At 33.6% G+C, this 20,944-nt stretch carries 20 protein-coding genes; 18 read left to right on the top strand and 2 right to left on the bottom strand.

The features are described 5' to 3' along the window. The 3 genes from B4G36_RS11330 to B4G36_RS11320 all read left to right on the top strand — a co-directional run bounded on the left by B4G36_RS11330 (position 1) and on the right by B4G36_RS11320 (position 2,281). On the top strand, positions 1-1,281 hold the full coding sequence (locus tag B4G36_RS11330) for a replication-associated recombination protein A (RefSeq protein ID WP_291064087.1): 1,281 nt from the start codon (positions 1-3) through the stop codon (positions 1,279-1,281). 213 nt (positions 1,282-1,494) lie between these two features. Next, a complete protein-coding gene (locus tag B4G36_RS11325) occupies positions 1,495-1,917 on the top strand; it encodes a type II 3-dehydroquinate dehydratase (RefSeq protein ID WP_125349650.1) in 423 nt (140 codons plus the stop codon). A 40-nt stretch (positions 1,918-1,957) separates the two neighbouring features. Continuing rightward, positions 1,958-2,281, top strand: coding sequence for a hypothetical protein (locus tag B4G36_RS11320; protein ID WP_291064082.1), 324 nt, complete (start codon positions 1,958-1,960; stop codon positions 2,279-2,281). Positions 2,282-2,314: 33 nt separating this feature from the next. Here the strand turns inward: B4G36_RS11320 and yihA are convergent, their stop codons facing one another. Then, on the bottom strand, positions 2,315-2,947 hold the full coding sequence (yihA, locus tag B4G36_RS11315) for a ribosome biogenesis GTP-binding protein YihA/YsxC (protein WP_135834075.1): 633 nt from the start codon (positions 2,945-2,947) through the stop codon (positions 2,315-2,317). Positions 2,948-2,949: 2 nt separating this feature from the next. Continuing rightward, the gene (locus B4G36_RS11310; protein ID WP_038332809.1) at positions 2,950-3,732 is read right to left on the bottom strand and encodes an alpha/beta fold hydrolase; all 783 of its coding nucleotides are present in this window, start codon (positions 3,730-3,732) and stop codon (positions 2,950-2,952) included. Between the two features lie 262 nt (positions 3,733-3,994). Between B4G36_RS11310 and mraZ the strand changes: the two genes are divergently transcribed. From mraZ to B4G36_RS11235, 15 genes are all read left to right on the top strand, one after another. Next, the gene (mraZ, locus tag B4G36_RS11305; RefSeq protein ID WP_291064081.1) at positions 3,995-4,456 is read left to right on the top strand and encodes a division/cell wall cluster transcriptional repressor MraZ; all 462 of its coding nucleotides are present in this window, start codon (positions 3,995-3,997) and stop codon (positions 4,454-4,456) included. Then, entirely contained in the window at positions 4,449-5,354 is a 906-nt protein-coding gene (rsmH, locus tag B4G36_RS11300) for a 16S rRNA (cytosine(1402)-N(4))-methyltransferase RsmH (protein ID WP_291064080.1), read from the top strand. Before mraZ ends, rsmH begins: the two co-directional genes overlap by 8 nt. 9 nt (positions 5,355-5,363) lie before the next feature. Then, on the top strand, positions 5,364-5,723 hold the full coding sequence (locus tag B4G36_RS11295; protein WP_052217625.1) for an FtsL-like putative cell division protein: 360 nt from the start codon (positions 5,364-5,366) through the stop codon (positions 5,721-5,723). Next, positions 5,701-7,683, top strand: coding sequence for a penicillin-binding protein (locus B4G36_RS11290; RefSeq protein WP_291064079.1), 1,983 nt, complete (start codon positions 5,701-5,703; stop codon positions 7,681-7,683). Before B4G36_RS11295 ends, B4G36_RS11290 begins: the two co-directional genes overlap by 23 nt. Further along, positions 7,680-9,143 carry a UDP-N-acetylmuramoyl-L-alanyl-D-glutamate--2,6-diaminopimelate ligase gene (locus B4G36_RS11285; RefSeq protein ID WP_291064078.1) on the top strand — a complete coding sequence of 488 codons (1,464 nt, stop codon included), beginning with the start codon at positions 7,680-7,682 and terminating at the stop codon, positions 9,141-9,143. Before B4G36_RS11290 ends, B4G36_RS11285 begins: the two co-directional genes overlap by 4 nt. A gap of 3 nt (positions 9,144-9,146) precedes the next feature. Beyond that, on the top strand, positions 9,147-10,388 hold the full coding sequence (gene mraY, locus B4G36_RS11280) for a phospho-N-acetylmuramoyl-pentapeptide-transferase (RefSeq protein ID WP_221855353.1): 1,242 nt from the start codon (positions 9,147-9,149) through the stop codon (positions 10,386-10,388). A 3-nt stretch (positions 10,389-10,391) separates the two neighbouring features. After that, entirely contained in the window at positions 10,392-11,726 is a 1,335-nt protein-coding gene (murD, locus tag B4G36_RS11275; protein WP_291064077.1) for a UDP-N-acetylmuramoyl-L-alanine--D-glutamate ligase, read from the top strand. A gap of 15 nt (positions 11,727-11,741) precedes the next feature. After that, entirely contained in the window at positions 11,742-12,941 is a 1,200-nt protein-coding gene (locus B4G36_RS11270; RefSeq protein ID WP_221855348.1) for an FtsW/RodA/SpoVE family cell cycle protein, read from the top strand. Further along, positions 12,913-14,019, top strand: a complete 1,107-nt coding sequence (gene murG, locus B4G36_RS11265; RefSeq protein ID WP_286494790.1) for an undecaprenyldiphospho-muramoylpentapeptide beta-N-acetylglucosaminyltransferase — start codon at positions 12,913-12,915, stop codon at positions 14,017-14,019. Before B4G36_RS11270 ends, murG begins: the two co-directional genes overlap by 29 nt. Beyond that, positions 14,019-15,359: a UDP-N-acetylmuramate--L-alanine ligase gene (gene murC / locus B4G36_RS11260; RefSeq protein WP_221855345.1), complete on the top strand. Its 1,341-nt coding sequence runs from the start codon at positions 14,019-14,021 to the stop codon at positions 15,357-15,359. Before murG ends, murC begins: the two co-directional genes overlap by 1 nt. Before the next feature lies 1 nt (position 15,360). Next, positions 15,361-16,092, top strand: coding sequence for a cell division protein FtsQ/DivIB (locus tag B4G36_RS11255; protein WP_291064076.1), 732 nt, complete (start codon positions 15,361-15,363; stop codon positions 16,090-16,092). Beyond that, positions 16,079-17,530 (top strand): cell division protein FtsA, encoded by a 1,452-nt coding sequence (gene ftsA, locus B4G36_RS11250; RefSeq protein ID WP_291064075.1) that lies wholly within the window; start codon positions 16,079-16,081, stop codon positions 17,528-17,530. The genes B4G36_RS11255 and ftsA overlap by 14 nt, the downstream gene beginning before the upstream one ends. A gap of 54 nt (positions 17,531-17,584) precedes the next feature. After that, positions 17,585-19,429, top strand: coding sequence for a cell division protein FtsZ (ftsZ, locus tag B4G36_RS11245; RefSeq protein ID WP_291064086.1), 1,845 nt, complete (start codon positions 17,585-17,587; stop codon positions 19,427-19,429). A gap of 101 nt (positions 19,430-19,530) precedes the next feature. Then, entirely contained in the window at positions 19,531-19,983 is a 453-nt protein-coding gene (locus tag B4G36_RS11240) for a GatB/YqeY domain-containing protein (protein WP_291064074.1), read from the top strand. 323 nt (positions 19,984-20,306) lie between these two features. Next, positions 20,307-20,828 carry a septal ring lytic transglycosylase RlpA family protein gene (locus B4G36_RS11235; RefSeq protein WP_180905147.1) on the top strand — a complete coding sequence of 174 codons (522 nt, stop codon included), beginning with the start codon at positions 20,307-20,309 and terminating at the stop codon, positions 20,826-20,828. The last annotated feature ends 116 nt before the right edge of the window (positions 20,829-20,944 follow it).

Raw genomic sequence — 20,944 nt, 5'->3', positions numbered from 1 at the left:
ATGAATGCGCCTTTAGCTGAAAGAATGCGTCCAAAAACGCTTGAAGAATACATTAATCAAAAGCATTTGGTGGGCGAAAACGGGCCAATAAAAATGATGTTGCAACATGATATGATTGCTTCGATGATTTTTTGGGGACCGCCAGGGACAGGAAAAACGACACTAGCTCAATTGATTTCCGAATTAACTGATCGACCATTTTATACGTTGAGCGCCATAAATTCTGGTGTGAAAGAAGTGCGTGAAGTAATTGAAAAAGCAAAGAATCAAAATTTGTTTTCGGGAACGAAAAATCCGATTTTATTTATAGATGAAATTCATCGTTTCAATAAATCACAGCAAGACAGTTTGTTGGGAGCGGTAGAAACTGGTTTGGTGACTTTGATTGGAGCGACAACCGAAAATCCAAGTTTCGAAGTTGTGCCAGCTTTGCTTTCACGTGCGCAAGTTTATGTGTTGAAACATCTCGAAAAAGAAGATTTAGTCGATTTGATTGAACGAGCTACAAAAAAAGATACAGTTTTATCTAAATTAAATATTGAATTAGTTGAAACAAATGCATTATTAAGATATTCGGGAGGTGATGCAAGAAAATTATTGAATGGTTTGGAGTTGGTAATTAATAGTTTTTCTCCAACTGATAAAATCATCATCAACGATGAAATTGTACATGAACGTATTCAGCAAAATTTAGCACGTTACGATAAAACGGGTGAGCAGCATTATGATATTATTTCGGCTTTTATCAAATCGATTCGTGGTTCAGATCCGAATGGAGCGGTTTATTGGTTAGCTCGAATGATTGAAGGTGGTGAAGATTTGAAATTTATTGCGCGACGAATGTTGATTTCAGCTTCCGAAGATGTAGGAAATGCAAATCCAACTGCAATGATTTTGGCGAATAATACATTTCAAGCTGTTTCGGTGATTGGTTATCCAGAATCTCGAATATTATTGAGTCAATGTGCGGTTTATTTGGCGAATTCTCCAAAAAGTAATGCGACTTATTTAGCGATTGGTAAAGCGCAACAAGTTGTGAAACAAACAGGGGATTTACCTGTTCCGTTGCATTTACGAAACGCACCAACTAAGTTGATGAAAGATTTGGATTATGGAAAAGAGTATAAATATTCGCACGATTTTCCAGGTAATTTTGCTGAACAAGAATTTCTGCCTGATGAAATTTCTGGAATGACATTTTATGAACCAGGAAATAATAAACGTGAGCAAGTAGATAAACAATCACTTAATCAAAAGTGGAAAGGTAAGTATGGGTACTAAAATTAAAAATCCCAGTTAATCATTTGTTAACTGAGATTTTAAGGTTTGGTTGATTTTTTGGTTTAGATTGGTTTTATATGATAATAGGTTGGTAAATGTATACATACAAGGTTTGTGCCAAAACTTAATAAAAAGTAAAAAATTGATTAAAAAATAGAAAGAATTAAACTTTTTCTATTTGAAAAAGAGATTTATATTTATAAAATAAAGAAAATGAAACAAATACAAATTATAAACGGACCTAATTTAAATTTACTTGGGGTTCGCGAACCAGAAATTTATGGAACACAAACTTTTGAAGATTTTTTTGAACATGAATTGAGAAAGCAATTTCCAGAAGTTTCGTTGCATTATTTTCAATCAAATCACGAAGGAGATATTATTGATAAATTGCACGAAATTGGTTTTAAATATGACGGAATTATCTTGAATGCTGGTGCGTATACGCATTATTCGTATGCGATTGCAGATGCGATAAAAGCGATTACAACAAAGGTAATAGAAGTTCATATTTCGGATATTTATGCGCGCGAAGATTTTAGAAAAAATAGTGTAACAGGTGAAAGTTGTCTAAAAATTATTTCAGGAAAAGGTTTGCCAGGTTATGTTGAAGCTGTGAATGATTTTGTGAAATAATTAATAATCATTATCTTAACAAGATTAAAATCTATTACCTATGAAGAAAATTATTTTAGGATTAATCTTTGGATTAACCATTGTTAGTTGTAATTCGAAAGCTGATAAACACAATGCAGAGCAAAAAGCTCAGGCAATGACGGCTTGTGAACAAGCGGCAATAACACCAGGGATATCTGCGGCTAAAAAAGAACTGATTACAAAATATTGTGACTGTTCGACAGATAAAATGATGGATGAATTTACGCATACAGAAATGATGCAAATGAATAATCCAACACCTGAATTACAAGAACGATTAATGAAATTAATAGAACCTTGCATCAATGATTTGAAAACAAAATCTGCTGAATTAGGAGAGTGATAAACAAAAAGTCGGAACTTCGTTCCGACTTTTTTAATATTCTTTTTTGTATTGTTCTTTCTTGAACTCGTCTACAAGATGTTCGTTCAAACTATCAATGTAGCCTAAGATTTCTAATTTACCAATTTTACTCGAAGCCGAACTTGTAAAAATTTTTGGTAACTCTTCCCAAGTTTTTAATAACTCGTTTTTGTAATGATTCAAGTTTTTTTGCATTTGTGTACTCGTTAGTTTATCTAATTTTGTAAACACAATCGCAAACGGAATTTGTTTGTTTCCTAACCATTCCATAAACTGTAAATCTATTTTTTGAGGCGTGTGTCGAGAATCAATCAATAAAAAAACATTGACCAAGTTCTTGCGAAACTCAATGTAATCATAAATCATTTTATTGAAACCACCACGAACACCTTTTGGCGCTTTAGCAAAACCATAACCTGGTAAATCGGCTAAATACCATGTGTCATCCATTTCGAATGTATTAATCAATTGAGTTTTACCTGGAGTTGCAGAAGTTTTAGCTAACGCTTTTTTTTCTGCTAACATATTGATTAATGACGATTTTCCAACATTAGAACGCCCAATAAAAGCATATTCTGGTTTGAAGGGATCTGGACAATCTGTATATTTTTGCGAACTTTTTACGAATTCAGCTTTTTTAATCATAATTATGCTTTAGTGGCTGGATCTAATTGTTTTTCGATTAGCCATTTGTATAAAATTTCGTTGAATAATTCAGGGTGTTCCATCATTGGAGCGTGCCCGCATTTATCAATCCAAAATAAAGAAGCGTCTGGTAATTCTTCTTCAAATTCTATTGCAACTTCTGGTGGAGTTACATTATCTTGTTTTCCCCAAATCAAACAAACAGGCATTTTGATGTCTTTTAAATCATCTTTCATGTTAGATTTGATGGCATCTCTTGCAATATATAAAGTTTTGATAGCTTTATTTCTGTCATTTACAGTGTCAAAAACATCATCTACAATTTCTTTTGTCGCGATTGCAGGATCGTAAAAAACTTCGCGCGTTTTACGTTCTACATATTCGTAATTACCACGTTTTGGGTAAGTTTCTCCAAAAGATTTTTCGTACAAACCAGAACTTCCTGTTAAACAAAGTGCCTTTACATATTCTGGATGTCTGTGACAAACCATCAAACCAATGTGCCCTCCTAAAGAATTTCCAACTAAAATAGCTGGTTCTTTAACGACTTCTTCAATAAAATTTGCAACATGTTTTGCAATATTTTTGATATTGGTATTGATGACAGATAAAGAATATAATGGTAATTCTGGTGCGAAAACCTTATATCCTCTTTGTGCATAATAATTTGTAAGTGAGCTGAAATTGCTAAGTTCACCCATTAATCCATGAAGCAAAACAATTGGTTGTCCCTCTCCTTCTTCTATGTAAGAGAACTTATCTTTTTTCTTTAAGCTAAAAAACATTTACTCGATATTAAGTCGACAAATTTAATTAATTATATTTTTTATTTCGTGGTTTATATGAAAAACTTTAACAATCTATATTAATCAATTACCAAAACAAGGTCTATATAAAAATTATTTTTGATTTTATACATGGTATTTGCGTTAGAAAAAACATAACTATCTGATACTAAATTTTAAATTGTTGATAACTATTTCAATAAAAGTGGTAAAAAATGGTAATTTGTGGTAATATTTTCTTTATTTTTGGAAAAATTCTATCATGAATTCATTAATTGGAACATATGAGTGTAAGGTAGATACAAAGGGTAGACTCCCAATACCAGCGGGTTTGAAGAAACAACTTGCTGAATATTTGGAAGATGGCTTTGTATTGAAAAGATCTGTGTTTCAAAATTGTTTAGAACTGCACCCTATGAAAGAATGGGAAAAAGTGATGAATGATTTGAATAAATTGAATCGATTTGTGAAGAAAAACAATGATTTTATTAGAATTTTTACGGCTGGATTAAAAATTGTCGAAGTTGATGCAAATGGAAGGCTACAGATTTCAAAAGATTTAGTGAAATTTGCAGAAATTAATAAAGAAGTAGTTCTTAATTCTTCTGTAAACATGATCGAGATTTGGGATAAAGACAAATATGAAGAGTCGATTAATGTAGATGATTTAGATTTTGCTTCTTTGGCAGAGGATGTAATGGGAAATTTAGGAGAAGATGAGTGAATATCATAATCCAGTATTATTAAAAGATAGTGTTGATGCGTTAATTATTAACGAATCAGGTATATATGTAGATTGTACGTTCGGTGGTGGAGGTCACTCACGTGAAATATTAAGTCGTTTGGATCAAAATGGGAAATTGTTTTCATTTGATCAAGATATAGATGCGGTTCGTAATAAAATTGATGATAATCGATTTGAGTTAGTTGAGCAAAATTTTAGATTCTTGAAAAATAATTTAAGATTTCGTGGAATAAAACAAGTGGATGGTGTTTTGGGGGATTTGGGAGTTTCTTCTCATCAGTTTGATACGCCTGAACGTGGTTTTTCAACTCGCTTTGATGGAGAATTGGATATGCGAATGAATCAGAATGCAAAACTTTCTGCCAAAACAATTATTAATGAATACGAAGAAGAAGATCTTGCTCGTGTTTTTTATGATTTTGGAGAATTGCAAGGTTCGTATCGTTTGGCGAGAGAAGTTGTGAAAGCAAGAGCAAATAAACAAATCAATACAATTGATGAGTTGAAGCAAATTTTTTCATTCATTCCAAAAATGAAAGAAAATAAATTTTTCGCTCAAATGTTTCAGGCTTTACGTATTGAAGCAAATGATGAAATGGCTGCATTGAAAGAGATGTTGACGCAATGTGGTGAAGTGATAAAACCAGGTGGTCGTTTGGTGATAATTTCGTATCATTCGTTAGAAGATCGTTTAACAAAACGCTACATGAAAAACGGAATGTTTGAAGGTGAACCTGAACGTGATGTTTTTGGAAATTGGTCGGCGCCTTTCAAACCTTTACAATCAAAGGTGATTGTGCCAACGCAAGAAGAAATTAATGAAAATCCTAGAGCTCGTAGTGCGAAAATGCGTATTGCGGTTCGTAATGAGGATTAAAAAATAGGAATGGCAAAAAAGAAAAAAATATTACCAGAGAAAAAAACTTTTACAGGTTTGTTGAGAGGTGAGTTTTTAATCAAAACTGGCTCAGAACAAAACTGGAAGTTCATGTTGTATCTGGTAGGTTTGGCTTTTTTGAGTATTTCGAGTTCGCATTTAGTTGATCGAAAAGTGGTTCGAATCGCTGAATTGCAAGATAAAGTAGAAGATTTAAAATCTCAATATACAGATAAGCATCGCGATTTGATGCGTATGCAATTAGAAACGGAAATTTTGGAGCGTACGGCAGTGTATGGTTTGAAAATTCCAGATAAACAACCTTATTATATAGTAGACAAAGTTTATGACGAAGTCAGCGAAAAATAAAAACAATATTGTCATCAAAGGATGGGTATTTGCCGGCGCGCTTGCGATTTGGGCCATCTTTATTATTGTTTTTATGTTTCGAATTAACATTGTAGAAGGGGTTGAATTAGAGCGTTTTGCCGAAAAGAATAATTTTAGATTAGATACTGTTACGGCGGAGCGTGGTAATTTATATGCTTCTAATGGCGCACTAATGGCTACAACTGTTACAAAACACAATGTTTATGTGGATTTGACGGTGATCAAAGATGAATTATTCAAAACAGAAATGCATAATCTTGCCGATTCTTTAGGTAAGATGTTTACAAAATCTCCCTCTTATTTTTACGACAAATTTTCTACAGAACGTAAAAAGAAAAATCGTTACATGATGTTGGTGAAAGATTTGGATTATGAGCAATATCAACGCATCAAAAAATTTCCAATCTTCAACAAAGGTCAAAACAAAGGTGGATTTATTCATGAAACTGAATCAAAACGAGAATTAATCGTTCAAGATATTGGTATTCGTACAATTGGTTACGATGATCAACGCGGAAAAGTTGGATTAGAAGGAGCTTATTCTGACTTATTAAGCGGTATTGAAGGTCGTCGTTGGGAGCAATTTATGGGACGTGGAAAATGGAAACCAATGAAAAGTTGGGAACAAGAGCCTCAAGCCGGATCATCTGTTTACACAACAATAGATGCCGATTTGCAAATGGTTGCTTATGATGCTTTGTACAAACAACTTTCTGAATTTGAAGCGCAACACGGAAGTGTGGTTGTGATGGAAGTTCAGACAGGAAAAGTTCGTGCAATTGTAAATTTATCTCGTAAAAAAGACGGAACATATATCGACGATTATAACTATGCGGTTGGTGAAGCTGCTGAGCCAGGATCTACTTTCAAAACAGTTTCGTTGCTTGCGGCAATGGATGATGGATTTATCAATAAAAATTCGACAGTAGAAACGGGAGGTGGAAGTTATAAATTCTATGGACGTACAATTACAGATACACATGGTTATGGAACCTTAACTGTAGATGGAGTAATGAAGAAGTCCTCAAACATCGGGACAGCAAAAATCATAAATAAATTTTACGGAGAAAATCCAAAGGCTTTCTTCGAAAAAATGGATAAATGGCATATGACTTCGCCTCTTGGAGTAGATATTCTTGGAGAAGGAAGTCCAATTATGCACCGTCCAGATAGTAAATCTTGGAGTAATATTACGTTACCTGTTATGGGATACGGGTATGGTTTACAATTAACTCCAATTCAGATTGTGACTTTCTATAACGCAGTGGCAAATAATGGTAAAATGCTGAAGCCATTATTTATGGATAAAATCACACGTAAAGGTGAACCTGATAAAATTTTCGAACCAGTTGTTTTGGTTGATCAATTAACTACTTTGGAAAATGTAAAACAAATGCAAGAAATGCTTCGAGGAGCAGTAGAACAAGGAACGGGACGTATTATTAGTAATAGTAATTACGATATTGCTGGTAAAACAGGAACTGCTCGTGTTGATTATTGGAAGCGAGATGGTAAAGGAATGCAATATCGTGCATCATTCGCAGGATATTTTCCAGCAGAAAAACCAAAGTATTCTTGTATTGTTGTTGTTCACAAACCAAATACAGCCAAAGGGTTTTATGGAGGTAGTGTAACTGCTCCAGTTTTTAAGAAAATTGCCGATTGGGTATATTCAAAAACTCCCATACCTTTGCCACGCGATTTAGTAAAAAAGAACGCGGTGAAAGAGTTTAAAAAAGGAGATGATATTAATGTTAGTAATTCTAAAAATATAGTGCCAAATGTGACTGGTCATACAGGATCTAAAGCAATTCCGGTATTAGAAAATTTAGGTTTAGATGTACAATATTCAGGGTTTGGAAAAGTAACAAATCAATCCATTCCTGCGGGAACAAGATTTAAGAAGGGTGAGACAATTTATTTAATGTTGGAAGGATGAGAAATTTAGTTGATTTATTATATAAAGTTTCCATCTCAGAAACGATTGGTTCAACAAAAGTTGAAGTCAATAATATTCAATTTGATTCAAGAAAAGTTTCAAACGATGATGTTTTTGTCGCTGTAAATGGAGTTACAGTTGACGGTCATCAGTATATAGAAAAAGCGACTGGTTTAGGTGCTAAAGCAATTGTTTGCGAAGTTTTGCCAGAAAATTTAGTTGAAGGAGTAACGTATGTGAAAGTTGAAAATTCAACGATTGCATTAGGAATTTTAGCTTCTAATTTTTATGGAAATCCAACAAAAGATTTAAAACTTGTTGGAGTTACAGGTACGAATGGAAAAACAACAACGACAACTTTGTTGTACGAATTGTTTACAAAATTAGGTTATGCTTGTGCATTAATTTCGACGATTAAAATTGTAATTGATGGTGAAGTGATTCCGTCTACCCATACAACGCCAGATATTTTGACATTGAACAAAATGTTTCGCGAAGCGGTAGATAGAGGATGCGAATTTGCTTTTATGGAAGTTTCTTCGCACGGAATTCATCAAAATAGAATTGCTGGTTTGCATTTTGAAGTGGCTGGATTTACGAATATCACACACGATCATTTAGATTATCACAAAACGTTTGCAAATTATCTTGCAGCAAAAAAGAAATTCTTTGACGATTTACCAAAAACGTCTACGGCAATTTCGAATGCAGATGATAAAAACGGAAAAGTAATGCTTCAGAATACAGTTGCTACGAAAAAATTGTATGCGCTAAAAACTGATGCAGATTTTAAAGGAAAAATTATTGAACACCAATTTGATGGAATGCAATTAGAATTCAATGGAAAAGAATTCTGGACATCATTAATTGGTCAATTCAATGCATATAATTTATTATTAGTTTTTGGTGTAGCGTCAATATTAGGACAAGATGAATTAGAAGTTCTAAAAGCGTTGAGTACACTTGGAAATGTTGATGGTCGTTTTCAAACATTCAAAACAGAATCAGGAATTATTGTAATCGTAGATTATGCACATACGCCTGATGCGTTAGAAAATGTATTAGATACAATAGAAGGAATTCGTACCAAAAATGAAAAACTAATAACAGTTGTAGGTTGTGGTGGAGATCGTGATAAAACAAAACGTCCAGAAATGGCGGATATCGCGAGCGAAAAATCTAATCTTGCCATTTTTACATCAGATAATCCAAGAACAGAAGATCCAGAAGAAATTCTTCGTGAGATGGAAATTGGTGTAAAAGCGCAATTTTATAATCGCACCTTGAAGATTACAGATCGAAAAGAAGCTATAAAAACAGCACTTAAAATGGCCGAATCAAAAGATATTATTTTGATTGCGGGAAAAGGTCACGAGACGTATCAAGAAATTAACGGAGTAAGAACACATTTTTCTGATGTAGAAGTTGCATCAGAATTGAGTAAAATATTGAACAAATAAAGAATGTTATACTATTTATTTGATTATTTAGAAGGTATCCATTTTCCAGGAGCGCGTATGTTTCAATACACGTCTTTCCGTGCGGGAATGGCAATTTTATTGGCAATGTTCATCAGTTTGTTTTACGGAAAACGAATCATCAGTTATTTACGTAAAGAACAAATGGGCGAAATTGTTCGTGATTTAGGTTTAAAAGGACAAATCGAAAAAGCAGGAACGCCAACAATGGGTGGTTTAATCATCATTTTGGCGACATTAATTCCGACTTTACTTTTTGCGAGATTAGATAATATTTACATTATCATTTTGTTGGTTTCAACAATTTGGTTAGGTGTGATTGGTTTTTTAGACGATTACATCAAAGTTTTTAGAAAAAACAAAGAAGGTTTACAAGGTAAATTTAAAATTTTAGGACAAGTTGGTCTTGGAGTTGTAGTTGGATTAATGCTTTATTTCAGTCCAACAGTGACTGTAAAACATCAAGAAAATAGAGTAAAAACGCCTGTAGGAACAGAACAAACAGAATACAGCCGACAAATAAAATTTGGTTCAGAAGAAAAAACGTTAGAAACAACAATGCCTTTCGTGAAAGGAAATGAATTTAACTATTCTGATATTTTATTTTGGATGGATGCGCAAGATCGACCAACATGGGCGGTTGCAGCGATTTTTATTTTTGCAGTAATTTTTATCATTACAGCAGTTTCGAATGGAGCAAATTTAACAGATGGAATCGACGGTTTAGCAGCAGGTAGTTCGGCTGTGATTATGGCGGCAATCTCGATGTTTGTTTTCGTTTCCGGAAATTTAATGTTCGCCGATTATTTGAACATTATGTTTATTCCGCGTTCAGAAGAAGTCTTGATTTTCTGTGGAGCTTTCCTTGGAGGTTTGATAGGATTTATTTGGTATAATACCTATCCAGCTCAAGTGTTCATGGGTGATACAGGAAGTTTAACAATCGGAGGAATTATTGCTGTTTTAGCAATTATCGTTCGTAAAGAATTATTATTACCAATTTTGTGTGGAATATTTTTCGCAGAAAGTTTATCAGTAATGTTACAGGTGTCTTATTTCAAGTACACGAAAAAGAAATTTGGTGAAGGTCGTAGAATCTTTTTGATGTCTCCTCTACATCACCATTTTCAGAAGTTAGGTTATCATGAAAGTAAAATCGTGGTACGTGCAATTATCATCGGAATCATTTTAGCAGTAATTAGTATTATTACCTTAAAGATTAGATAAAAAATGAAAAGATTAGTCGTTTTAGGAGGAGGAGAAAGTGGCGTAGGAACAGCTATTCTTGCGAAGAAAGAAAACTTTGATGTTTTTCTTTCGGACATGGGACAAATAAAAGACAAGTATAAACAACTTTTGGAGGAGCACGGAATTGCTTATGAAGAAGGTCAGCACACAGAAGAATTAATTCTGAATGCCGATGAAGTAATGAAAAGTCCAGGTATTCCAAAAAAAGCAGCGCTAATTCAGAAATTAGAAGCGAAAGGAATTTCAATTATTTCTGAAATTGAATTTGCGTCTCGTTATACAGATGCAAAAATTATTGCGATTACAGGATCTAATGGAAAAACAACAACAACAAGTTTGATGTTCCATATCCTAAAGCAAGCTGGATTAAATGTAGGATTAGGTGGCAACATCGGAAAAAGTTTTGCAAAATCTGTAGCTGAAGATAACTTCGATTATTATGTACTAGAAGTAAGTAGTTTTCAGTTAGATGATATCAAAACAGATTTCAAACCGTATGTTGCAATTTTGCTGAACATTACACCAGATCATTTAGACCAATACAATTATCAGTTTGATTTGTATGCAAAGGCTAAATTCAGAATTACTGAAAACCAAGATGAAAACGATTATTTTATCTACAATTTGGATGATCCAAAAACAATGGAGATGATTGATCAGATTGATATTCGTGCTCATCGCAAACCGTTCACAATGATGGATGCAACAAATGAAGCATACGCAAACAATGAATTGTTCCGTGTGAACGATTCGAATGGTGATTTTACAATGTTAGTAAATGATTTAGGATTAATTGGTAAACACAATGTTTCTAATTCATTGGCTGCGGCTGTAGCTGCAAAAATTATTGATATCAATAATGAGGAACTAAAAAAGAGTTTGTCTGATTTTAAATCGGTTGAACATCGTTTAGAGCCTGTTTTGACAATTGGAGGAATTGATTTTATCAACGATTCTAAAGCAACAAATGTGAATGCAACGTATTTTGCTTTGGAAAGTATGACGAAACCAGTTGTATGGATTGTTGGAGGAACTGATAAAGGAAACGATTATAACGAAGTTTTACCTTTCGTGAAAAAGAAAGTGAAAGCAATTGTTTGTTTGGGTGTTGATAACGCAAAAATTGTTGAATTTTTCGGGCCATACATCGATACAATTGTTGAAACAAATAATATGAAAGATTGTGTTGCGCAATCATATAAATTAGCAGCAAAAGGAGAAACGGTTTTACTATCACCTGCTTGTGCAAGTTTCGATTTGTTCAGCGGTTATGAAGATCGTGGAGATCAATTTAAAGAAAACGTACGCAAATTATAATAACACAACTAACCAATGTCTAACATCGTACAAAAATATTTTAAAGGCGATAAACCGCTTTGGGCTTTCATTTTATTGTTAGCACTATTTTCGTTTTTACCTGTTTATTCAGCGAGTTCTAACTTGGTGTATACGGTAGGATCGGGTACTATTTTTGGGCATTTAGGTAAGCACGCGGGGATTTTATTAATTGGTTTATTTATCATTTATGGATTACAACGTATTGATTATCGTTGGTTTGGTTTGTTTGCTTTAACGGCTGTTGTTATACTTTCTGGAGTTTTGGCAATAACACTCGTACAAGGACAAACTATTGGTGGTGCAAATGCTGCACGTTGGTTAACGATTCCGGGAACTGGAATTGGTATTCAGCCTTCGATGATTGCTTCGCAAGCGTTGTTGATTTATATAGCTCGTTATTTAACAAAAAATAGAGACAAAGAATATACGTGGAAAAATACAGCAGTTCCGTTATTCTTACCAATTATTGTAATTGTAGGGTTAATCTTTCCTTCTAATGGTTCAACAGCGTTGATGTTAGCTGGAATGTGTGGAATATTGTTGATTATTGGTGGATTTCCATTCAAATATTTATTTACAATTGCTGCGGTAGGTTTTATTCTTGGTGGCGGATTTGTGTGGATGGCTTTATCTCGACCAGATTTAGTAACAAATTCTCGTGTGCACACATGGATGTCACGTATCGAGAAATTTAATGATGATTCTGGATTAGAAAGTTATCAAGTTTTACATGCAAAAGCTGCAATTGCAAGAGGATTGAATGAAATGGCTGGACCAGGAAAAAGTGTTTTCAAACAAACTTTACCTCAGTCATCATCCGATTTTATCTTCGCGATTATTGTAGAAGAATATGGTGCAATTGGTGCAATTCTATTAATCGGAATTTTCCTTCTGATTTTAATACGGATTTGTATCATCGCATCAAAAATTCATACCGTTTTTGGTACGCTACTTGTGTTTGCAGTGGGCTTACCAATTATTATACAAGCAATGGTAAACATGGCTGTAGCGGTTAATTTAATTCCAGTAACAGGGCAACCTTTACCAATGATTAGTTACGGAGGAACATCCATTTGGATGACATGTATTTCGTTCGGAATAATTTTGAGTGTAAGTACTCAGATTAAATCGCAAGAAGAATTAGAACAAGATAGAAAAGTATTAAGTGAAGAATACATCGAAGACATCGCCTAAAGTTTTAATAAGCGGCGGAGGAACAGGTGGACATATTTATCCAGCCATTGCAATTGCAGACGAAATAAAACGTCGTTTGCCAGATGCACAAATTTTGTTCGTTGGAGCAGAAGGAAGAATGGAAATGGAAAAAGTGCCAAAAGTTGGGTATGACATAAAAGGTTTACCAATTTCTGGATTTGATAGAAGTAACATGAAAGCGAATTTAAAGTTCCCTTTCAAATTGATAAAAAGTTTAAATCTTGCAAAGAAAATCTACAAAGATTTTCAGCCAGATTTAGCTGTTGGTACAGGAGGTTATGCAAGTGGACCAATGTTGTGGGTAGCGGGAAGTAAAAATGTTCCGATTTTATTACAAGAACAGAATTCGTTTCCAGGAGTTACCAACAAAATTTTGAAAAATAAAGCTAGTGCTATTTGTACAGCTTACGAAGGAATTTCTCAGTTTCCGCAAGAAAAAGTGCATTACACAGGAAATCCTATTCGTGCCGAAATTTTTCAAAATTTACCTTCAAAAGCAGAAGCAATTTCAGCTTTTGGATTAGATCCAGAAAAACCAACTATTTTATCAGTTGGTGGTTCACAAGGATCAAGAGCAATGAACAATGCTTGGTTAGAAAACCTTGACGAATTTGTTGCAAGTGGCGTTCAATTGATTTGGCAAACAGGAAAGTTAGATTATCAAAAAATCAAAAATTTGGTTGGCGATAAATATCCAACGATTCATGTAACCGAATTTATTTTCAACATGAAAGATGCTTATGCAGCTTCGGATATGATTGTTTCTCGTGCAGGAGCAATGGCGATTTCGGAATTGTGTATTGTAGGAAAAGCAACTATTTTGCTTCCATTGCCAACAGCGGCAGAAGATCATCAAACCAAAAATGCACAAGCATTGGTTGAAAAGGATGCAGCGATCATGGTGAAAGATGCAGATGCAAAACAAATTTTAGTCAAAGAAGTAATTGCTTTGGCGAATAATGAAGAATTAAAAAATAAATTATCTCAAAACATTAAGCAATTAGGGAAACCGTACGCAACAAAAAAGATTGTAGATATATTATTGAATTTATTATAATGAATATTTTAGATAAAACATATTATTATTTCATCGGTGCAGGAGGAATCGGAATGAGTGCTTTGGAACGTTTCTTCAAGTCAATCGGAAAAGAAGTTGTAGGTTATGACAAAACACAAACCGAGTTAACAACTGAATTGATTGCTGAAGGAATTGATATTCATTTTGAAGATAACATCGAGTTAATTCCAGCAGGAATTAATCCAAAAAATACGTTGGTAATTTATACGCCAGCAGTACCAAAAGATCATTCAGAACTAAATTATTTTTTAGTGAATGATTTTAAAGTCATGAAACGTTCAGAAGTGTTAGGTGAAATTACCAAACATACATACAATATTGGTGTTGCGGGAACACATGGAAAAACAACGACTTCATCTATTTTAGGACATATCCTAAAAGTTGCGAATGTAGAATGTACAGCTTTTTTAGGTGGTATTGCAGAAAATTACGATTCGAATATCATCTTAAATGGATCTAAATATACAGTTGCAGAAGCCGATGAGTTTGACCGTTCTTTCTTACGTCTTTCTCCAAAATTAGCGATTATCACAAGTGATGATGCAGATCATTTGGATATTTATGGTGAGCGTGATGAAGTGAAAAAATCGTTTCAAGAATTTGCGGCAATTGTGGAAGAAAAATTATTTGTTCACAAAGGTTTGCCTTTCGAAGGAGCTTTTACGTATGGAGTAGATTTGGACGCAGATTATGATGGACACAATGTAAGAATTATTGATGGACATTATGTGTTTGATGTAAAAACGCCAAACGGTTCATTGACAGACGTTGGAATTTTATTACCAGGCCATCACAATATGGAAAATGCGGTTGCGGCTTTGGCTGTTGCAGATTATATGGGTGTTCCTCATGATAAAATTAAAGAAGCTTTATCAACTTTTGTTGGAGTTAAAAGACGTTTTAATCGTTTCGAAGCAAATGGAAAAATTTACATCGACGATTATGCACATCATCCAACAGAATTGAATGCAGCAATTCGTTCAGTTCGTGAACTTTATCCGGGTAAAAAAGTGTTGGGAGTATTTCAGCCTCACTTATTTACACGTACAAGAGATTTCGCAGAAGAGTTTGGACAAAGTTTATCGCAGTTAGATAGTTTGATTTTATTAGACATTTATCCTGCCAGAGAGTTACCAATCGAAGGAATTACTTCAAATTGGTTGCTAGAAAAGGTGAATTTAAATGAAAAAATAGTATCTTCATTAGAAGATAGTTTAGCAAACATCAAAAAACAAGATTTTGATGTATTATTGACTGTTGGAGCAGGAAATATTGATACAATTGTTAAACCAATAAAAGAGTGGTTAAGTGAAGCGTAAATTGAAAATCATAAAAGTGATTTTTGGAGTTGCCTTGCTAATCGGTTTGATTAGTTTTACGGTAATTAAGAATGCTTCGCGTACAGTGAATAAAATTGACGTGGCGTTTGTTCAGCCAGTTGATAATTATTTTATTAATGATGAATCTATAAGAGAAATTATCAACAAAGATGGAAAAAACATTATGAAACAATCTCTAAGAGAAGTGAATGTAAAAGAAATCGAACAAATAGTAAGTGAGAGTCCTTTTGTGGATTCTGTACAAGTCAGTAAAGATATCAACGGACATTTACGACTTGACATAAAAGCAAACTCAGCAGTAGCAAGAATAAAGACGCTGAAAAATGAATTTTATTTGACAACAAAAGGCGGAAAAATGCCTTTATCTAAATTAAATTCAGCGGATGTAATTTTAGTTTCTGGTGATGTAAAACCGAATGAATATGAAGATTTGAGTAAATTTGTTCAAGCTTTGAAAGCTGACGATTTATTAAAAAATCACATCATAGCAATTCAAAAAGTGGGACAACGTTCTTTTAATTTAATTGTAAACACAGGAAACTATTATATAGAATTAGGAACTTTAAACAACTTTGAACAGAAGTTACATAATCTAAAATTATTCTATAATCAATACATTGATTTTATAGGAACTGAAGATTATGAAAAATTGAGCTTGAAATTTGTAAACCAAGTTGTAGCAACCAAACGAATAAAAAATGGAGAACAATAGTAAGATTGCAGTTGGCTTAGACATAGGGACTACAAAGATTGTAGCGCTTGTCGGACGAAAAAATGAGAACGGAAAAATCGAAATTCTTGGACACGGACAAGCAAAAAGCTTAGGTGTACACAGAGGTGTTGTAAATAATATTACACAAACCATTAACTCGATAAAAGAGGCAATTGATAAGGCTGAAAGATCATCTGGTGTCAAAATTACTGATGTTACTGTTGGTATTGCCGGACAACATATTCGTAGTTTACAACATAGTGATTACGTTACTCGTACCAATTCAGAAGACGTGATTGATGATACTGATTTAAAGTTATTAACAAATCAAGTTTACAAATTAGTCATGTTACCTGGAGAAGAAATTATCCATGTTCTTCCTCAAGAATTTAAGGTTGATAACGAAGGTGAAATCCGCGAACCAATCGGTATGTACGGAAGCCGTTTAGAGGCTAATTTCCATGTGGTTGTAGGACAAGTTTCATCGATCCGAAATATTGCACGTTGTGTAAAAGCTGCTGGTTTACGTTTGGCAAGTATTACTTTAGAACCAATTGCATCATCTAGTGCTGCGCTTAGCGAAGAAGAAAAAGAAGCTGGTGTTGCATTGATTGATATAGGTGGTGGAACAACGGATATTGCAATTTTTAAGGATAATATTATTCGACACACATCTGTTATTCCGTTTGGAGGAAATGTGATTACAGAAGACATTAAAGTTGGATGTTCTATTATTGGAAAGCAAGCCGAAGCTTTAAAAGAAAAATTTGGTTCTGCTTGGCCAGGAGAAAATAAAGAAACTGAAATTGTATCGATTCCTGGTTTAAAAGGACGCGAAGCAAAAGAAATATCATTAAAAAGATTGTCACAAATTATTCATGCACGTGTGCAGGAAATTTTGGAACAAGTATATTTGGAATTAAAAAACTACGGTTGCGAAGATCAAAACAAAAAATTGATTGCAGGAATCGTTTTAACAGGTGGTGGATCTAAATTGAAACACATTCGTCAACTTACAGAATATGTAACAGGAATGGATGTAAGAATTGGATACTCTAACGAACATATTGTCGGAGCAAAAGCTGAGGAAATTAGCGGACCAGAATATGCAACATCTGTTGGATTATTAATGAAAGGTTTAGAAGAATTAGCGGCGAATTATCAGCACGAAATTTATGAAAAACCAGTTATTAATAATTTAAATAACCAAGAAGAATTAGAAATTGGAATTCAACCAACACAACAAACAAAGACTGTGAAAGCTGAAATTGTTGTTGAGGAAGAAATTATCCAAAAACCAAAAAGAGAAGAAGTAGTAGATGAATTCTTGGATCAAGAAATTGGTGAAAAGAAAGAAGCTAAATCTAAACCAGAAAAGAAAAATTTCTTTTCGAAATGGACGGATAAATTTATCCAAATGATCAACGAAACTGAATAATAAGAATAAAATAGAATAAATTACGAACCAATTTAATAAGAAAATATGAGTGATATGTTAACAGGAGATATTGTGTTCAACTTACCAAAGAGCCGATCTCAAGCTATCAAAGTAATCGGAGTAGGTGGTGGAGGTAGTAATGCCGTAAACTACATGTTTGAACAAGGAATTGCAGGTGTAGAATTTGTAATTTGTAATACGGACTCTCAAGCATTAGCAAATAGTCCAGTACCAACAAGAATTCAATTAGGACAAGCAATAACAGAAGGTTTAGGAGCTGGAGCAAATCCTGAGGTAGGAGAGCAATCTGCTATCGAAAGTATGGATGATGTAAAAGCTGTTTTAGACGAAGGAACTAAAATGGTCTTTATTACTGCCGGAATGGGTGGTGGTACAGGAACCGGAGCAGCACCAGTAATTGCTGGTATTGCAAAAGAAATGGATATCTTAACAGTAGGGATTGTTACAGCGCCATTCTTTTTCGAAGGAAGAATGAGGTTGGAACAAGCCGAAAAAGGTATCGAAAAATTAAGACAAAACGTAGATTCATTGATTGTGATTAATAATGATAAATTACGTGAATTATACGGAAACTTAGGTTTCAAAAATGGTTTCTCAAAAGCTGATGAGGTTTTAACAACAGCAGCTAAAGGAATTGCAGAAGTTATTACACAACACTATGCAATGAACATCGATTTACGTGATGCGCGTACAGTACTTAAAAATTCTGGTACAGCAATCATGGGATCTGCGCAAGGTTCTGGTGAAAACAAAGCGAAAGATGCAATTTCTTCTGCTTTAGATTCTCCATTGTTAAACAACAACAAAATTACAGGTGCACGTAACGTATTGTTATTGATTTTGTCTGGTAATAACGAAATTACAATGGATGAAATCGGTATCATCAATGATTACATTCAACAAGAAGCTGGTAATAGTGCAAATATTATCATGGGTATTGGTGAAGACTTAGATTTAGGAGATTCTATCTCTGTAACTGTTGTGGCAACTGGTTTTCCTACAGAAGATCAAGCTTATACAGGAAAAGAGGAACAAAAAATTGTACACACATTAGAGGAAGAGCAACCAATAAATAAAACATTATCAGTTGAGCAACCTTTTGTAAATCGTGTAAAACCAATGACGTTAGACTTTGGTCGTTCTAATGCTTCTCAACAAGAACCACAAACGTCTCAACAAAATCAAACGCCAAAGGCTCCTCAAAATAATTATCGTCAAGCAGATATTAACCAAAGTTTTCAACAACAAACTTATCACAATACGCCAGAAGAATCTTTCGAAGAAAACAATTCTCCAAAGCGTTATGTTTTAGATGATATTGAAGATGAGCCAGTTCAAGAAAGACGTTCTTACGACGATTTCGAACCACGTTTGAAATCTGATTTTAATCGTCCGCAAGAACCAACGAATAATGTAAATAATAATCAAACATATAATTCATATTCTAATCCTGTAGCTTCAGAACAGTCAAATTATCCTCAAAATAATTATGCTGGATACCAAGCTCCAAAGAACGAAGGATATGGAAATGTAGAGCCAATTCAATCTAATATAGCTCATTCTACTGCTCCACAAGCTGAAGAAGTACAGGTTGCTATAGATCCATTTAGTCAACCAATTGAGCAATCAAATGATCCTGAATTAAATAGTATGATTGAAGAGAGAAGAAATCGTTTGAAACAATTTAATTTTAAATTCAACAATACGATGACGAATTCTCAAGTAGACGAATACGAAGCAATTCCTGCTTACAAACGTCAAGGATTGAATTTATCTGATCGTAATGATAATCAATCTTCTGATTTTTCTGTCGGAACAAATCGTAATAACGAAACACAAATTCGTCCAAACAATTTTCTACACGATAACGTAGATTAATAAACGATCACTCGTAAAAAATATTCTTATTATAGAAAAGGTTCATTGCTTTTGCGATGAGCCTTTTTTTGTATTAAATTTGTAGTCTAAAAGCAAAACAAATGAATTTAGAAACTCAAATAATGGCACAGTTAAAAGAAGCGATGAAAGCTAAAAATAATGTTGCTTTAGAAGCTTTAAGAGCTGTAAAATCTGAATTATTATTAGCAAAAACATCTGGAGCTAACGGAGAATTATCAGAAGATCAAGAAATTGCTTTATTACAAAAATTAGTAAAACAACGTAAAGAAGCTGCTGAACAATTCGAAGCAAACGAACGTAAAGAATTAGCTGAAAAAGAATTGGCGCAAGCAGAAGTTATTCAACAATTTTTACCTGCTCAATTATCAGACGAGGAATTAACAGCTGCAATTACAGAAATTGTTGCAGAGGTTGGCGCTACTTCTCCAAAAGATATGGGAAAAGTAATGGGAGCTGCTGCTTCTAAATTAGCTGGTAAAGCGGAAGGAAAATTAATTTCGGCTAAAGTAAAAGACATTTTAGCTAGTTTATAATTGATTTTTAAATCTTTAAAAATTAAGAAAAGGTAAAGTTTTGTAAACTTTACCTTTTTTATTTCTTTATTTGATAAATTTCTTCAAATTATATAAAATGATTATTTATTGATAATCAGTAATATATCCGATTTAAGTAAATAATTGCCAAAAAAATTATGATTACAAGTTTATTTTAACATTAAATTAACAAATCGCTGTAGGCATCTAAATTCGCAAAGCACAAGAGATTTTAGAATTAAAAATCAATCGATTAGAATAATTCTAAATAAGAAGCTGTTTATACCCTTAAATTTGCAAAGTAAATCAGAAATATCTAAAGGATGACGAAAAGCATTACAGCGTTTATAGCAATGTTAATGATTTTTCCAATAGCAAATGCTGATGGTAAAATTTTTAAGGATTCTGGTAATAATGACACAATTATTATGCCAGCTTCTGAGAAAAGATTTAGTAAAGATATTGATAATGATACCATCAAAAAAGATACATTATCAGTTGAAGATGAAAAGTTGGTTGGAGAACTTATCGAGAATAGCGCTCGAAAAATCTCGACAGGAGTTGTTTCTTGGTATGGAGACAAATTCCACGGACGCAAGACAGCTAGTGGTGAAACGTATGACAAACACGAACTAACAGCTGCCCATAAGTCTTTACCATTTGGTACGAAAGTAAAAGTTACGAATATCAGAAATGGTAAATCTGTGGTTGTAGAAATCAACGACAGAGGTCCATACGCTAAATCTAGAGTTTTAGACTTAAGTCAAGCTGCATTCAGCGAAATTGGTCACACCAACACAGGAGTGATGCAAGTTGAATACGAAATTATCAAAAGCGAAGACTAGAAAGACTAAGATGTTCAGAAAAAATTAAAAGGTTTGAGAATTTATTCTCAAACCTTTTTTATGCTCTTAAGTTTCGTGCAAAAAAAAAAATCCTGATAAATGAAAATCAGGATTTA

Origin of the sequence: Empedobacter sp. UBA3239 (assembly GCF_002362875.1) — a bacterium.
In the GTDB taxonomy this organism is placed as follows: domain Bacteria; phylum Bacteroidota; class Bacteroidia; order Flavobacteriales; family Weeksellaceae; genus Empedobacter; species Empedobacter falsenii_B.
The sequence above is the reverse complement of the archived record's forward strand: the minus strand, read 5'-3'. Positions and strand labels throughout refer to the sequence as shown.